17 protein-coding genes are annotated in these 13077 nt (G+C 60.4%); 10 read left to right on the top strand and 7 right to left on the bottom strand.

Features of this window, described 5'->3' with window-relative positions; all coding sequences use genetic code 11:
- From RHIBUN_RS0111470 to RHIBUN_RS0111460, 3 genes are all read left to right on the top strand, one after another.
- Positions 1-351: LysR family transcriptional regulator substrate-binding protein (locus tag RHIBUN_RS0111470; protein ID WP_025659697.1), on the top strand; the 351-nt coding region annotated here is incomplete at its 5' end.
- A gap of 420 nt (positions 352-771) precedes the next feature.
- A complete protein-coding gene (locus tag RHIBUN_RS0111465) occupies positions 772-1128 on the top strand; it encodes a DUF2934 domain-containing protein (protein WP_245271659.1) in 357 nt (118 codons plus the stop codon).
- An 84-nt stretch (positions 1129-1212) separates the two neighbouring features.
- Positions 1213-1905 (top strand): DUF599 family protein, encoded by a 693-nt coding sequence (locus RHIBUN_RS0111460; protein ID WP_025659695.1) that lies wholly within the window; start codon positions 1213-1215, stop codon positions 1903-1905.
- Between the two features lie 373 nt (positions 1906-2278).
- On the opposite strand, the gene RHIBUN_RS0111450 is transcribed toward RHIBUN_RS0111460, so the two are convergent.
- From RHIBUN_RS0111450 to RHIBUN_RS0111415, 7 genes are all read right to left on the bottom strand, one after another.
- The gene (locus RHIBUN_RS0111450) at positions 2279-3814 is read right to left on the bottom strand and encodes an aldehyde dehydrogenase (NADP(+)) (protein ID WP_025659693.1); all 1536 of its coding nucleotides are present in this window, start codon (positions 3812-3814) and stop codon (positions 2279-2281) included.
- Between the two features lie 666 nt (positions 3815-4480).
- Positions 4481-4879 (bottom strand): nuclear transport factor 2 family protein, encoded by a 399-nt coding sequence (locus RHIBUN_RS0111440; RefSeq protein ID WP_156932695.1) that lies wholly within the window; start codon positions 4877-4879, stop codon positions 4481-4483.
- 34 nt (positions 4880-4913) lie between these two features.
- Positions 4914-5429 (bottom strand): cytochrome P460 family protein, encoded by a 516-nt coding sequence (locus RHIBUN_RS0111435; RefSeq protein ID WP_025659690.1) that lies wholly within the window; start codon positions 5427-5429, stop codon positions 4914-4916.
- A gap of 34 nt (positions 5430-5463) precedes the next feature.
- Positions 5464-6165, bottom strand: a complete 702-nt coding sequence (locus tag RHIBUN_RS0111430; RefSeq protein ID WP_025659689.1) for an aquaporin — start codon at positions 6163-6165, stop codon at positions 5464-5466.
- Positions 6147-6479, bottom strand: coding sequence for an SH3-like domain-containing protein (locus RHIBUN_RS0111425; protein WP_025659688.1), 333 nt, complete (start codon positions 6477-6479; stop codon positions 6147-6149). The genes RHIBUN_RS0111430 and RHIBUN_RS0111425 overlap by 19 nt, the downstream gene beginning before the upstream one ends.
- Positions 6476-7144 (bottom strand): nitrile hydratase subunit alpha, encoded by a 669-nt coding sequence (gene nthA, locus RHIBUN_RS0111420; protein ID WP_025659687.1) that lies wholly within the window; start codon positions 7142-7144, stop codon positions 6476-6478. The genes RHIBUN_RS0111425 and nthA overlap by 4 nt, the downstream gene beginning before the upstream one ends.
- Positions 7131-7487, bottom strand: a complete 357-nt coding sequence (locus RHIBUN_RS0111415) for an SH3-like domain-containing protein (protein ID WP_025659686.1) — start codon at positions 7485-7487, stop codon at positions 7131-7133. The genes nthA and RHIBUN_RS0111415 overlap by 14 nt, the downstream gene beginning before the upstream one ends.
- Positions 7488-7656: 169 nt before the next feature.
- On the opposite strand from RHIBUN_RS0111415, the gene RHIBUN_RS0111410 reads away from it, so the two are divergent.
- The 7 genes from RHIBUN_RS0111410 (at position 7657) to RHIBUN_RS0111380 (ending at position 12875) form a co-directional block, all read left to right on the top strand.
- Positions 7657-7863: a CbtB domain-containing protein gene (locus RHIBUN_RS0111410; RefSeq protein ID WP_025659685.1), complete on the top strand. Its 207-nt coding sequence runs from the start codon at positions 7657-7659 to the stop codon at positions 7861-7863.
- 10 nt (positions 7864-7873) lie between these two features.
- Positions 7874-8617, top strand: coding sequence for a CbtA family protein (locus tag RHIBUN_RS0111405; protein ID WP_025659684.1), 744 nt, complete (start codon positions 7874-7876; stop codon positions 8615-8617).
- Positions 8618-8686: 69 nt separating this feature from the next.
- Entirely contained in the window at positions 8687-10990 is a 2304-nt protein-coding gene (locus RHIBUN_RS0111400) for a PAS domain-containing protein (protein ID WP_025659683.1), read from the top strand.
- Complete coding sequence (locus tag RHIBUN_RS0111395; protein WP_025659682.1) at positions 10987-11640, top strand: response regulator; 654 nt, start codon at positions 10987-10989, stop codon at positions 11638-11640. The genes RHIBUN_RS0111400 and RHIBUN_RS0111395 overlap by 4 nt, the downstream gene beginning before the upstream one ends.
- Positions 11641-11644: 4 nt before the next feature.
- Positions 11645-12028 (top strand): response regulator, encoded by a 384-nt coding sequence (locus RHIBUN_RS0111390; RefSeq protein ID WP_025659681.1) that lies wholly within the window; start codon positions 11645-11647, stop codon positions 12026-12028.
- Between the two features lie 114 nt (positions 12029-12142).
- The gene (locus RHIBUN_RS0111385) at positions 12143-12538 is read left to right on the top strand and encodes a DUF6130 family protein (RefSeq protein ID WP_025659680.1); all 396 of its coding nucleotides are present in this window, start codon (positions 12143-12145) and stop codon (positions 12536-12538) included.
- A 148-nt stretch (positions 12539-12686) separates the two neighbouring features.
- Complete coding sequence (locus RHIBUN_RS0111380; RefSeq protein WP_025659679.1) at positions 12687-12875, top strand: hypothetical protein; 189 nt, start codon at positions 12687-12689, stop codon at positions 12873-12875.
- Positions 12876-13077 lie beyond the last annotated feature (202 nt).

Below are 13077 nucleotides of genomic sequence, written 5' to 3'. Positions count from 1 at the left end.
GAGATCAGCATCGATGATCTGCGCACTCAGAAGATCATCGCCTTCAACCGGCAGAACCTGTCGTTCACGGAAAGATACTTCAATGAGAAGTTCGCGGAATACCACCTCACCGCCAACATTGCCTTCAGCTGCGATGATACCTATGCGCTGGTGTCACTGGTCTCTGCCGGGCTTGGCATCGGCTTTGCACCGGAATGGACGCTTGATCTTCCCAATCGCGGCTTCGAGCTGAAGAAGGTAAGCGGGATCGACTTTAGGATCGGGCTTGGCATCGCCTGGAGCAAGGAAGACCCAACCGCTGGCCGTGACGACATCGTCGACATCGCACGGTCGCTGGCACGGCGCGGCTGACAGCACTTAATGCGACTTCGCTGACTGTGTTCTTGCAGCTCTGAGCTGTCGCAGGAGTGAGCCGTCCACAGTGATCGGGCTGGACAATAAGACGGGCCCCGATGGCACCGAAGGAGCAAAATGCGGTGCTTCTACTTTCTAGCGACGGAGAGGTGAGTAAATCGGCGGCCTAGAGATGCCAGCGGCAGCCAGTCTCTCATCTCTGATGATCTAACCATCCTTACGAGACTTCAGCTCACTGGCCACTGACTTCTTCAACGCATCCATGATGTTGATGACATTGCCTCGAAGATAAAGCTAAAAGATAGGCGGTAGAGACGTGGTCCTGGGCCGAGGGCGACAGGCGTTGTCGATCATTTCCGAAATCATTGTGTGGGCAAGGATGCTACGCTCCCCACGTCCAAAAAGACACGATGGGAGATGACGACAATGACCCAAAGCAATCGCGTCGCAATGAGCGGCACACGCATCAAAGCGATTCCAACCAGGATTCGCCCCAATGGCCGCGATGGGATGGATGTGACCGAACGCATCCGCCTCCGTGCCTACTCGATATGGGAGGCCGAGGGCAGTCCGGAAAATCGGCACGAAGAACACTGGCTTCAGGCCGAACGCGAAATCCTGCACGAATTTGATATCCTTGAGGGCGACGACGTCCCGAACCTGGCCATGCTCAGAGAGGCAGTTCGCGAGCACACGGACGCGTTCCTTGTTGCCACCGACATGATTGATGCCGATCAGCGGGAGGCTACGCCGGGGATGCGCGAGCAGCCCTAGCGGACAGCGGTTCAAACGTCGGCACCTCTTGGAGGACGTCACCGCCCGCGATAGTGTGCGAAAAAAAGTCTGGCTGGGGGCCGAATGGACACGCTCAACATCGCGTCGCTTGTATTCTTCATCGTGGTGTGGATTGCGATCGAGCCGCTATTGGCTCTCGGGTGGCCACGGCCCAACGATAGCTTGTCCGTGGATATGGTGCGGGTCCGAGCCGCGTGGATGCGCGAGACGCTGACCCGCGACAACAATTTCATCGGCGACGCCGCGATCCTGGGCCACACGATCAATTCCGCGTCCTTCTTCGGCTCAGCAAATCTCATCGTGATCGTCGGCCTCAGCGGCGCTTTGTTCATGGAGCCCAACTACGGAAACGGTAACGGGCTGATCGCTATGTTCGCGGCCAAGGACCCCGCGTGGCTCTTCCAAACCAAGGTATTGCTGATCATCGCTACACTCCTCAGAGGGCTATCGGATTTCATCTGGGCGGTGAGGCAGCTGAACTACTGTCTGGCCGCAATCGGCGCCAGCCCGTCGCGACAAGAAGAGCGCGACATCGCGGCCTGGACCGAGGCGCTCACGCTGGTCCTGAACCCGGCGCTCCGATCATTTAGCGTCGGCGTGAGGTCGTACTACTTCACTGTAGCGGCGGCCTTCTGGTTCCTGGGTCCGCTCCCGTTTGTCGTGGCGACGGTACTCGGCGTGGGCCTACTGATTTGGCGCCAATCTTGGTCGGATACGGCGAAAGGGATCATGGCGATCCGCAAGCTGCTGGATTGACTTTGTGGCGGGCCATGGCCAACGGAGGGCGACAGTGGGAGAGGGGAGCGCGAACGGAGCTTCTCTTCACCCCGCGCAGCCTGTCAAGCTTTGGGTGCAGACGATGCCGATGGGTTCGACTTCAAGGGCGACCCGGAAGCGGCGGAAAGCCTTTTCCGTTTTGGTGACCAAAACGATACCAGCCTAGGGGTTAGGGCCGCTCCGATCGGCGCCACGTCGCGAACAATCCTGCTGGAGCCTTCATTCTGGACATTCATCGCCGTTTCCTCCTGCCTCACAACGTGCAGGAGGGGCGGCGGTTCACACACTGCCTATTTCCGAAGCGCTTTTTCCATCAATTGAAAGATGGGCGCTGAGATCGAGCCAGGTCACCTTACGCTTTCATGTTCCTGAGTGCTGGCGGAAGCAGTCCGGTCGAGAAGTCCTGATAAGAGACAGGCCGCAAAAAACGGTAGATCGCGAGAGTGCCCACGGAAGTGGATCTGCCGTCTGCTGTCGCCGGGTAGGGGCCGCCATGGACCATCGCCGGAGAAACTTCGACGCCGGTCCCGAACCCGTTCACGAGCAGCCGCCCCGCGAGCATTTCAAGCTTCGGAACAAGACGACGAGCATCGGCTTCATCATCGTGATTGACGAACAGTGCGACCGTCAACTGCCCCTCCAGTGCGTCGATGACCGTCTCGAGTTCCGTGAGGTCCCGGCAACGCACGACGATGCCCGCGGCGCCGAATACCTCGTTTTGAAGTTCATCATGTGCGAGGAAGGCCGACGCCGTTGTCTCGAAGAGCGCTGCCGTCCCCTGGAATTCGCTGCCGGGCAGTCCTGACGCCACGGCCCGCACTTCCGGATGCAGCCGGAGGCGCTCCACTCCCTCGCAGAAGGTTCGAGCGATCGACGGTGTCAGCATCGCCTGAGGTGCGACCTCGGTGAGAAGCTTTGCTGTCTGCGCGATGAAGGCATCGAGCGCACCACCATCTATCGCGAGCAACAGACCCGGATTGGTGCAGAATTGGCCTGCGCCAAGAACCAACGAAGAAACGAAGGCCGCGGCGATACCTTCGACGTTCTTCGCGAGCGCGTTCGGAAACAGAATGGCCGGATTGATGCTGCTCATTTCGGCGTAGACCGGGATCGGTTGGCGACGCTTTGACGCGATTTCCATCAATGCCGTGCCGCCGCGGCGCGAGCCAGTGAAGCCCACCGCGCGGATCCGGTGATCAGCGACGAGCTTCTGGCCGACTTCGAACCCTGTATCGAAGAGAAGCGAGAAGGTGCCGGGATGAAGGCGACGGACCTCTACTGCCCGCTGCACAGCACGTCCTACGAGTTCCGATGTGCCCGGATGCGCCGAATGCGCCTTGACGACCACCGGGCAACCAGCGGCGAGGGCCGAAGCGGTGTCTCCTCCGGCAACAGAAAAGGCGAGCGGGAAATTGGATGCGCCGAACACCGCAACGGGGCCAACCGGGACGTTGCGGAGCCGCAGATCGGGCTTGGGAACTGGCTTTCGCGAAGGATCGCCTGCATCGAAACGCAGCTCCTGAAAACGGCCTTCGCGGACCTCCTTCGCAAATAGCCGGAGTTGCCCTGTCGTACGGTTCCTTTCGCCCTCCAGCCTCCCGCGTGATAGTCCGGTCTCCGACATCGCGCGGATAATCAGCTCATCGCCAATGGACTCGATTTCCGCGGCAATCGTTTCAAGAAATGCAGCCCTGCTTTCGAGGTCGGTCTCGCGATAGGATGCGAATGCTTCCCAAGCTTGTGCCGCGGCCGTTTCGACGTCGTCGACCGAAGCGCCTGCGAACGATACCGGAAGGGACTTCCCGGTTGCTGCCTCAGTTGCGTAGAACTCGCCGTTCGAGCCGCGCTTTTCCTTCCCCGCAACGAGCAGGTTTCCGTTCAATGTCATGACCGATTTCCTTTCAGATCGCTGGTTCCCATATAGGAATCCGGATGTCGTTTGTCAGCCTCACACCATCTTCGCGCCGACCAGGGGATAACCATCGCATTGAAGGTCTTCGCGCAGAGCTAGGATATTGAAGACCCTCGGGTTCTCTGTCGTATACCAGAGCGTCTGGCCTCGCGACGTGCCGTGATGAGCTTGAGATGCCGGAGCTTCGACAGATGCTGCGACGTCGCAGACTGGTTCAGAGCCGTCCCGTGACCTCGTCATCGATAAGAGCGGACAGGATCTGCGGTCTTTTCTGGTTGCCAAGGGCATTAAACAGAATGGCATGGTGAGGTGCGATGCGTCTTTCGATCATGGGGCTTCCTCGATGTGCATTGCCCGCCTACGAGCCGCCTTCCGCGCAATACACCAAGTTTGGCGTATGGGAGACAGATATCCCTTACTGCAGCCCGAGCGCAGCAGCGGAACGGTAGCTCTGCTACCAGTTTTCCCTCGCAGTCCGTAATCTCAAAGGTCATGTCGCCAACGGACTCGTCCAGCATGACAGCCTCTGCAACAATTCGACGGGCGACGGCTATGGCCTCGGCGACGCAGTCCTTCACTTGGATTTCAATGCCCTCGTAATCAGGGTCGATGACTTCTGCGACGCGAATGAGGACATGGAACTTACTCATCGAGAATGTTGCCTCCCCATGGGTTACTGACGACAGCCATCCATCGCCCGTCTGCCTGAAGCGCAAGCACGTCCGCGGTCGTCCCGCTGACCTCCTCGGTGGAGGGGGAGCCGTCGATCATGTAGCGAGCAGTCCATCTCGCATGGTAAAGGGCGATGTTACCACGCTGGATTACGACGCGGTCATCGACCACGAGAAAGCGGAGACGGCTCGCCAACTCCCGTAGTCCATCGCCTATAGCGACGCGTCCGACGGCCTGCCTGTCCGGCTCGACGAGCAGGACGCCGTTCTCTGCGAAGTAAGCCGCAGCTTCATCGACTCGACCACATTGCCACATGTCGCGGATCGCTGACATGGTTTCGGCTGGTGTCAACACGCATCTGGTTCTCACGGCGACCTCCTGGTCAGGCCTCGCGCATTTGCCGTCATGGCGAATAGTGGCTGAAGACGAAGTCCTTAGAGGCGTCGAGCTTCACGTGACAGGCGAAGCAGCTTTTGATCAGCGGCTCACTTGGGTTTGCCATGCCGTTCTCGAACTGGCCGTAGCCCCATCCTCCGGTATCGGCGTATTTACCCGAATCCTTGACAGAGAACTGCAGATTGGTTGGATTGCCGGCGACGAAGGACTGCGGCGCCGGAAACACCTTGTCGTTCTGCGGAGAGGACTCGTAGACATACGCCAGACGCGCGATGATCGTGCCGTCGGGGAACGGCCTGGTTCCATCTCGGAAGGCCTTGATCGCGATGTCGTTGCCGAGGACTGCTCTGATGTCGTTGTTCTTGCCAGCTTCGTGGGCGACGGTGATCAGCCGCCATTCCCGGTATCCTTCCGGGATCTTCACCCCGAAAATCGGCGAGGCGTCGCCTGTCAGCCCGCTTGCTGCGGCGGCCGAGATCCCGAGGAGGGCAATTGCTGAGGCCAATAGCTTCGTTTTCGACATCGTCTTCTCCTTGCAGGATCTTGCCTGGCGCCGATCAGCTTCCCGCGGACGGATAAAGGAAATCGACACATTGCACCGCCAGACAGCCGCCAGCAAACTGTACCACTACGAATAGGGCCACCGCGCTTACCGATGCGCTCGAAGGCGACACAAGCAAGCTGATGGCGACGGCGGGGTTGGCGATGGACCCGGTCGGTGTGGCGATGATCGCTCCAAGAAGCCAGAGGCCGACTGCAAACGGCCCCGCCACTTTGGTGGTGCTCCGGCTGCTGCAGAATACGATCATCATCAGCCCGAATGTGGCCAGCGCCTCGCTAACCAGGGTGGCGGCGTTCGGCAGCTCTGCTGTCGGAAAGGCCGGGGATACCGCGAACATGACATCGACCAACAGTGCGCCAGCGATGCCGCCCAAGATCTGCGCTGCCACGTACCAGGTCGTGCACTCGAGGCCGCGCTGTCCCGCGCGCCACTGGACGACGGTGATGACCGGATTGAAGTGACCGCCCGACACCGAACCCAATGCCAGGATCAGCCCGATCAAGGTTCCGGCGATGGCCATGGCTGAGGAGACGGGCGCAGCTTTTCCGCTTATTCCGGCGCCCAGTACGGCCACCATAAGCAGCATCGTGCCAACGGCTTCAGCGAGCGACCGACGGACCAATGACGCGTTGGGATCGTCTTCGACGAAGCACCGGGCCGCGCGCTGGGGCCCGAGCTTCAGGAGTGATCTCTCCATCGATCCTCCACGGCCGACATCTGCCTCGCCAGCTCCTCGGGGGTGATCAGACGCTTCTGAAACGCAATGTTGGCGAAGGCGGCGATCCAGCGCTCGTAGTAGGTCAGCTTTGCCACCATTTCGGATCCGAGGGCCTCGACGCCGCGGCGCTTCTCCTCGGTGTTGATGATCTTGTGGAAGTCGAGCACGTCGGCGAGGGCGTGACAGCGCTTCTCCCAAGGGAGGAGTTCGTGATCGGTCTGCTCGATCTTCGGCGCTTCCTGGCCGCCGACGTCGTTCGGCAGCCGTTTCAGGAGTTGTTCGCTTCCGGTCATGCTACCATTCCTTCGTTTGGAGACCTGACGGAGATCACGCCGATCATCGCGTCGCGGGTGACGAGGGCGGCGAGCTGCTCCTCGCTGTAGCCTTCGGTACCGGAGGGGCGCATCGGCAGGACGAGATAGCGCTGGATCGCGGTGGAGTCGCTCACCCTTACCTCCACGTCGTCCGGAATGATCGTTCCAAACTCCGCCAGCACCTTGCGCGGCTCGTAGACCGCGCGGGCGCGGTACGGCTTCGCCTTGTACCAGTCGGGTGGCAGTCCGAGCACCGGGCGCGGGTAGCATGAGCAAAGTGTGCAAACGATGAGGTTATGCACCTCGGGTGTGTTTTCGAGGACGATCAGCTCGGTGAGGTCGTAGAAAGTGATGCCGAGTTCCTCGCAAGCGGTGCGGCCGTTTTCGAGCAGTCGCGTCTTGAAGTCCGGATCCGTCCACGCGTGAGCGACGACCTTGGCGCCGAGAGCGGGATTTCGCGAATCCAGCACCTCGATCTGATGTCTGATCTCGTCGGCTCCGATGTAGCCCTTTCCGATCATCAACTCCTGGAAGGCCTGCTCCATGATGTCGTAGTAGCCCGGCTTCTCCGTCGTTTCGATCGGTGCGTGCGCATGTTCGTGTTCGGGGTCGTGGGCATGGTCGTGATCTTCATTGACGGTCATCGTCGAGCTCCTCCAGCCAGCTTTCAAAGACTTCGATGCGGAGATTGTCGTCGGGCGATCCGGCATAGTCCTTCCAGATCTCAGTCATCGGGACGGCGATCCGATAATAGACGCCAAGCGATCCGGCGTTGCGCCCGAACCCTTCCTCCTCGTTATTGACGGCCCTGGGCGACATGATCGCTTCGATCACCGCTTCCTTGCCGCGAAGGTATGTGGGGACGCGGTAATGGCCGACTGGGGTGAGGTTGCCGACACGGACACGCTGCCCCGCCCGGAGCCGCGGTAGGTCGGCGGCGGCGGGGACAACGCCCTCGAGCTTCCTTTGTCTGGAATTTTGGTTCATCGCTGCCTCCTGCATTCTCGGGAAGGGTACGAACCTGACAGGCATCGATCTTTCGTATTCGTGCGATGCCGGCAATCCAAGGCCAAATGAGCATCGCACGAATATGAAAGATCGCGTCGGCGAACCCGCCCATGATGGAGGCGTCACAATCCTTCCAAGGAGACTTGCAATGACGCACATCATAAGTTACCCGACGCCCGTCGTGCCGCTGACCGCAGGCGAATTGCTGCCAGGGGTCGTCTTCGTCGGGCTTCTCTCGTTGATGACGCTCTACTTTCTCGGCGCCGAACAGGGGGCGACGTCGCTCATCCAGGGGAACACCGTCCACGAGTTCGTGCACGACGGCCGTCATCTCCTCGGCTTTCCCTGCCACTGAGGGCGCCACGATGGTTCAGCGACTTCTCCTCGCAGGAATGCTGTCCGGCCTGCTCGTGGCGCTAGTGTCCTTCGGTTTCGCACGGGTGTTTTCCGAACCGACGGTCGAACGGGCCATCGTTCTCGAAGAACAGAGCGCCAGCGATCATGGCCACGCCGAAGAAGAAACCGTCAGCCGAGCCACTCAGCGCAACCTCGGTCTCCTGACCGGGATAGTAAGCTATTGCGTCGCGCTTGGGGGCATTCTGGCCGTCGGTCTCGGATGTCTTAACGGACGACACTGTCGGGGGCCGCGCTCGATTGTGTGGACGCTGGCATCCCTTGGATACGTCTCGCTAGTCCTCGTACCGCAGTTCAAGTACCCGGCAAACCCTCCCGGCGTCGGCAGCGCCGAGACGATCGGAAGCCGCACCGAACTCTATTTCCTGCTGGTCCTGCTGTCCCTCGCTTCGATGGCCGTTTCCTTCTGGATCGGGGTTCGGATCCGACGCAGTCATGGGCGTATGTACTCTTTACCCGTCGGAGCACTGGCCTTCGCATCGATGGCGATGATCCTCGTGTCCGCCTTTCCGGACATTTCGGAAGTGCCGAGCGATTTCCCAGACAGCCTTCTATTTACATTCCGCGCACAGTCGGCAATGCTCCAGCTCATCGTCTGGGGAGGCCTCGGCGCGGTCTTCGGACAGTTCGCACCACGCATCCTCGATCCTCGGATCTCAAAGGCCTCGGCAAATTGTGGGTTCCCGAATGCCTGACGCAGGCGACCTACGGTGTAGTATTCGGTCAGGGAAACTGGATGATCCCGGCTTGGAGCTGTGTCGCTGATGGACGAGGGTTCAAGCGCGGTCGAGGCATACCAGAAGGACGCTCACGATGTCGGCCCTTTCATGCGCGCTGCCGTCACCATGTCCGGCGCCAGGCGCGGGTTCCTTATCGTAAGGCAGGGCAACGAGCTTTCAGTGGCTGCGATGGCAGACGCGGCTTCGGTCTCGTTCCTGCCCGAAAGACCCAGAACTTTCGGCATCGACGAAGCGTCAGTCCGCGAGGTCATCTCGACCGGGCGAGGCAGGAATACTCAATCGACCGTCTGCCTGCCTGTGGCTCTTTCTGATCCAAGCGACGGAGCGATCTATCTCGAGATGTCCCACGACATAGCCCCCAGGCGGGTCGAAGATCTCGAGTGGCTTGCGACAGCGTTCTCGGCTGCGGCCGTCGCCAACAACTATCACGGACAAATTGGCCACCGAACCACTGCAAGGGCGACAGACGACCCCAGACTGGGGTGGGACATGATTCCAGCGCTTGCCTGGATCGGTGCGCCGGACGGGGGATTGGAGGACGCCAACAAGCAGTGGTTCGAGTATACGGGGCTCACCCGCGAGGCCGCGCTGGGCTTCGGCTTCGTATCCGCATTTCACCCTGACGATGTCGACAAAGTCATCAAGGTCTGGACGGATTTGTGCACATCGGGCAAGCCTGGAGGCGTTGAGGCTCGAATGCTCCGGCATGACGGCGAGGCACGCTGGTTCGTTCTTCGTGCCGTTCCATTGCTGGACGACGACGGCAACGTCATCAGATGGTATGGGGTGAATACCGATATCGACGAGCTCAAGCGCATCGAGTTCGAGCTTGCTCAGAGCCAGCTGGTGATGGCCGTCGCTCAGCGGATCATCGAGACAGGCACCTGGTCCTGGGACATGACGACGGACGTGTTCACCTGTTCTCCAGAGTGCGCCAGCATCGTTGGTCTCGATGCAAACGAAATCACGTTCGAAACGCTAAGCTCCCGCGTTCATCCAGACGATAAGGAGATGGTCGCGGAAGCCCACCAGCGGGCCTTGCAGGGCGAGGAGCTGAACGTCGAACATCGGTTCGTGCTTGCGGATGGCACCGTGAAGTTCATACATGCTCGCGGACGGCTCATCCTTGACGAGGTTCTATCTCCTCGCGCCTATATCGGCACGATCGTGGACGTGACGGAGACCCGGCTCGCCGAGGATAGGATACGCAGCTCCTTGGCCGACGCCCAGCACGCCCAGGCCTTGCTTGCGGAAGCCCAGAAGCTCACCCACGTGGGCAGTTACCGGATAGGGCCATCGACCGGAGAGGTCGTTTGGTCTGAAGAGACGTACAACATCTACGGCTTCGATCCATCGATCCCGTTGACCTCCAAGGCGATCAGGGAGCGCGTGCATCCCGGTGACCGGGAGATGGTTGCCGCGGTTTTCGACAAGGGAATACGCGACCGCCAGCCATGGGAGATCGAACATAGGCTCTTAATGCCCGACGGCTCGATCCGGCACGTGCACTGCGTGACGCGCGTGGAGACGAACCCTGAGGAAGAGCCGGAGGTGTTCGGCGCCATCATCGACATCACGGAGCGGGTGAAGAGCGAAGAGGCACTCCAGAAGGCGCAGGCAGACATCGTCCGGATGAACAGGCTGACGGCGATGGGCGCGGTGACGGTCTCCATCGCCCACGAGATGAACCAGCCCCTGATGGCAATTGTCACGAACGCCGCGACCTGTCTGAGTTGGCTCGACCGCGACGTTCCGGACGTTGTGGAAGCAAAAATGGCCGCCGAGCGTCTCGTGGAGGAAGGCAAAAGAGCGGGCGACGTACTGCTGAACGTCAGGAGCATGGCCCGGAATTCACGGCCATCCATGGATATGGTCGATATCGCAGAAGTGGTCTCGCATGTGCTGACGATGCTCCGCAGCGAATTCCGGATCCGCCAGATCGATGTGTTTGTCTCGGTTTCCCCGCACATCCCGGCAGTCCGCGGCGACAAGGTTCAGCTTCAGCAGGTGCTGCTCAATCTCATGCTGAACGCGGCCGAGGCCATCGGAGCCAACGACGGCACCCGTCGGATCGACCTCCTCGCCGAGGACGATGGTTCGCGATCCGTTGTCGTGAGGGTCGAGGACACAGGCGTGGGGATCGACCCCATTGCGGCGGAACGGATTTTCGAAGCATTCTTCTCCACCAAGCAGCAGGGCACTGGGATGGGCCTGGCCATTTCCAAGTCAATCATCGGTGCCCATAGCGGCACCCTCTCCGCCCGGCCTCGGGCGGGAGGCGGCGCTGTGTTCGAATTCTCTATACCATTTGCAGGGGAAAGCAGATGACCCAGAAGCCACGCGACGAAGACGCCTCCCATATAGTCGTGATCGAAGACGACATTGGTGTGCGGGAGTCGCTGGTCGGCCTGCTGCGCTCGATGAAGTTCAACGTCACGGCCTTCTCCTCCGCCGCCGACTTCATGAGCAAAGGGAAGCTGGCGAGCGTAGGCTGCATGATCCTCGACGTCCGGCTTCCCGGACAGAGCGGGATCGAGTTCTTCGAAGAATTAAGGGCAAGCGGATTTCAAAGGCCCGTCATCTTCATGAGCGGCCACGCCGACGTTCCGATCGCAGTGCGGGCGATGAAGGCAGGAGCGGTGGAGTTCCTAACAAAACCCGTCCGCGAGCAAGATCTTCTCGACGCCGTTAACAAGGCGGTGAAGCTCGATAGCCGGGCCACCATGAAGCAGGAAGCCGCCAGCAGTGCACGTGCCGACTTCGCTTCCTTGACGAGGCGGGAACAGGAAGTTCTGGCCCGCGTTGTGGAAGGCCAGAAGAACAAGCAGATCTCGGCCGCCCTAGGCATCACCGAGGCCACGGTGAAGCTCCATCGGGGGAATGTGATGCAGAAAATGCACGTGCAGACCCTGCCCGAACTGGTGCGGCACTACGACTTGCTGGAATTGAACGAGCCTTTCGGCCACGCCAAGGATTGAGCCTATGGTCGCCATGACAAAGTCTTCGCTGGTGGTCTGTGTCGAAGACGACGAACCCGTGCGGGACGCTTTGAGAGCCTTCCTGCGAGCCTCGGGCATAAACGCGGCGTCGTTTGCCTCGGCCGAGGAGTTTCTCGACTCCGACGAACTGCAAACGGCGACTTGTCTTGTGACGGATATCCAGCTCGGCGGCATCTCGGGCCTCGACCTGCTGGATAGGCTTGCTGGGATGTCCGTCGTCATTCCCTCCATCCTGATCACCGCGCATACTGACGTTGCTGTGGGCGACCGTGCCCGAAGCTCGGGGGCAATGAAGGTCTTCCTGAAGCCCGTCAGCCCCGCTGATCTGCTGCAGGCGATCCGGACAGCGCTGGCAAACGCCTCCTAACTTGATCTCACGGCATCTTGCTCGACTCCCGATGATCACAGGCGCAATCTCATAGGTGAGATAAGGGCCGCTGGACAGAAATGGCGCCACCGTCCGGAAATTTCGGAGACCGCCATGGCCGATGCCAGTCTGAAGTTCCTGAGTGCCCGAGACGTCAAAGGCCCGTCGCCGCTGGTCGTTATCGAGAACGAAGCCGAACCTAGACTTGTCGTTGACGATCCGCTCCCCGAGCCCCTGTCACACGGGCGGGTGTTCATTCAGTACCGGACTGAGAACATCCGTATCGTCCCCGTATTCGGTAAGGGCGCCCTCGACGTCTCGCCGAGGATCGGGCACCTGCATATCACGGTCGACGACCTGCCATGGCACTTTGTCGACGCGAGTGGCGAGACACTCATCGTGGTCGGACTGACGCCAGGCCGACATCGGATCCTCGTCGAACTCGCGGATCCAACTCATGGGGTCATCACCTCGGAGACGATAGAGTTTGTCGTCCCAAACACGGACTGAAGAATCCACAACTCCCAAGGCGATCGCAGCGGTTCAACTCAGCCCCTACCGCAAGGCCGTCCCCTCGCTTAGGCCGCGATCACCTCATGAGAGGCCCCCGTTCTTCCCCGGCGGGGGCCTCTTCCTTGCAAACCGTCGAGAGATCGCCATGCCGCAGGAGGAAGTCCAGATTTTAAAGCCCGCAACCACCGACGCACTTCAAATCCCGGAAGGTGTCCTCCTGTCGCCCGAGCCAACCGCCGAGGAACTTGACGAGAGACGCGCCAAGCTCGCCCTGGATATCGAGGCCGCGCAAAGGCGCCAGGCTGCTCCACCGCGCCGCTTCGCAGACGACTAGCGCCCTCGTCACCAAAGCTCCCTGTCTTCCAACGACAGCCCCTCCCGCGAGGAGATGATTGCCTCGCGCAGGTCTCCAGTGCCTTCTTGGCATAGATGGCAGCCTTGCAGGCAGTGCTCTCGATTGCCACTTGTGACGACGACGGACACAAAGTTGTCCACCGATGCCTCTCCACCATCACCGATATTGCCAGCAGTGCCTC

Source organism: Rhizobium sp. IBUN, from assembly GCF_000510625.1.
GTDB lineage: Bacteria > Pseudomonadota > Alphaproteobacteria > Rhizobiales > Rhizobiaceae > Rhizobium > Rhizobium altiplani.
The sequence above is the reverse complement of the archived record's forward strand: the minus strand, read 5'-3'. Positions and strand labels throughout refer to the sequence as shown.

Coding starts and splice junctions, on each gene's coding strand:
- RHIBUN_RS0111400 (WP_025659683.1), top strand. CDS start 8,687: ATGGACGAGGGTTCAAGCGCGGTCGAGGCATACCAGAAGGACGCTCAC.
- RHIBUN_RS0111385 (WP_025659680.1), top strand. CDS start 12,143: ATGGCCGATGCCAGTCTGAAGTTCCTGAGTGCCCGAGACGTCAAAGGC.
- RHIBUN_RS0111410 (WP_025659685.1), top strand. CDS start 7,657: ATGACGCACATCATAAGTTACCCGACGCCCGTCGTGCCGCTGACCGCA.
- RHIBUN_RS0111405 (WP_025659684.1), top strand. CDS start 7,874: ATGGTTCAGCGACTTCTCCTCGCAGGAATGCTGTCCGGCCTGCTCGTG.
- RHIBUN_RS0111450 (WP_025659693.1), bottom strand. CDS start 3,814: ATGACATTGAACGGAAACCTGCTCGTTGCGGGGAAGGAAAAGCGCGGC.
- nthA (WP_025659687.1), bottom strand. CDS start 7,144: ATGACCGTCAATGAAGATCACGACCATGCCCACGACCCCGAACACGAA.
- RHIBUN_RS0111460 (WP_025659695.1), top strand. CDS start 1,213: ATGGACACGCTCAACATCGCGTCGCTTGTATTCTTCATCGTGGTGTGG.
- RHIBUN_RS0111380 (WP_025659679.1), top strand. CDS start 12,687: ATGCCGCAGGAGGAAGTCCAGATTTTAAAGCCCGCAACCACCGACGCA.
- RHIBUN_RS0111425 (WP_025659688.1), bottom strand. CDS start 6,479: ATGACCGGAAGCGAACAACTCCTGAAACGGCTGCCGAACGACGTCGGC.
- RHIBUN_RS0111435 (WP_025659690.1), bottom strand. CDS start 5,429: ATGTCGAAAACGAAGCTATTGGCCTCAGCAATTGCCCTCCTCGGGATC.
- RHIBUN_RS0111430 (WP_025659689.1), bottom strand. CDS start 6,165: ATGGAGAGATCACTCCTGAAGCTCGGGCCCCAGCGCGCGGCCCGGTGC.
- RHIBUN_RS0111395 (WP_025659682.1), top strand. CDS start 10,987: ATGACCCAGAAGCCACGCGACGAAGACGCCTCCCATATAGTCGTGATC.
- RHIBUN_RS0111465 (WP_245271659.1), top strand. CDS start 772: ATGACGACAATGACCCAAAGCAATCGCGTCGCAATGAGCGGCACACGC.
- RHIBUN_RS0111415 (WP_025659686.1), bottom strand. CDS start 7,487: ATGAACCAAAATTCCAGACAAAGGAAGCTCGAGGGCGTTGTCCCCGCC.
- RHIBUN_RS0111390 (WP_025659681.1), top strand. CDS start 11,645: ATGGTCGCCATGACAAAGTCTTCGCTGGTGGTCTGTGTCGAAGACGAC.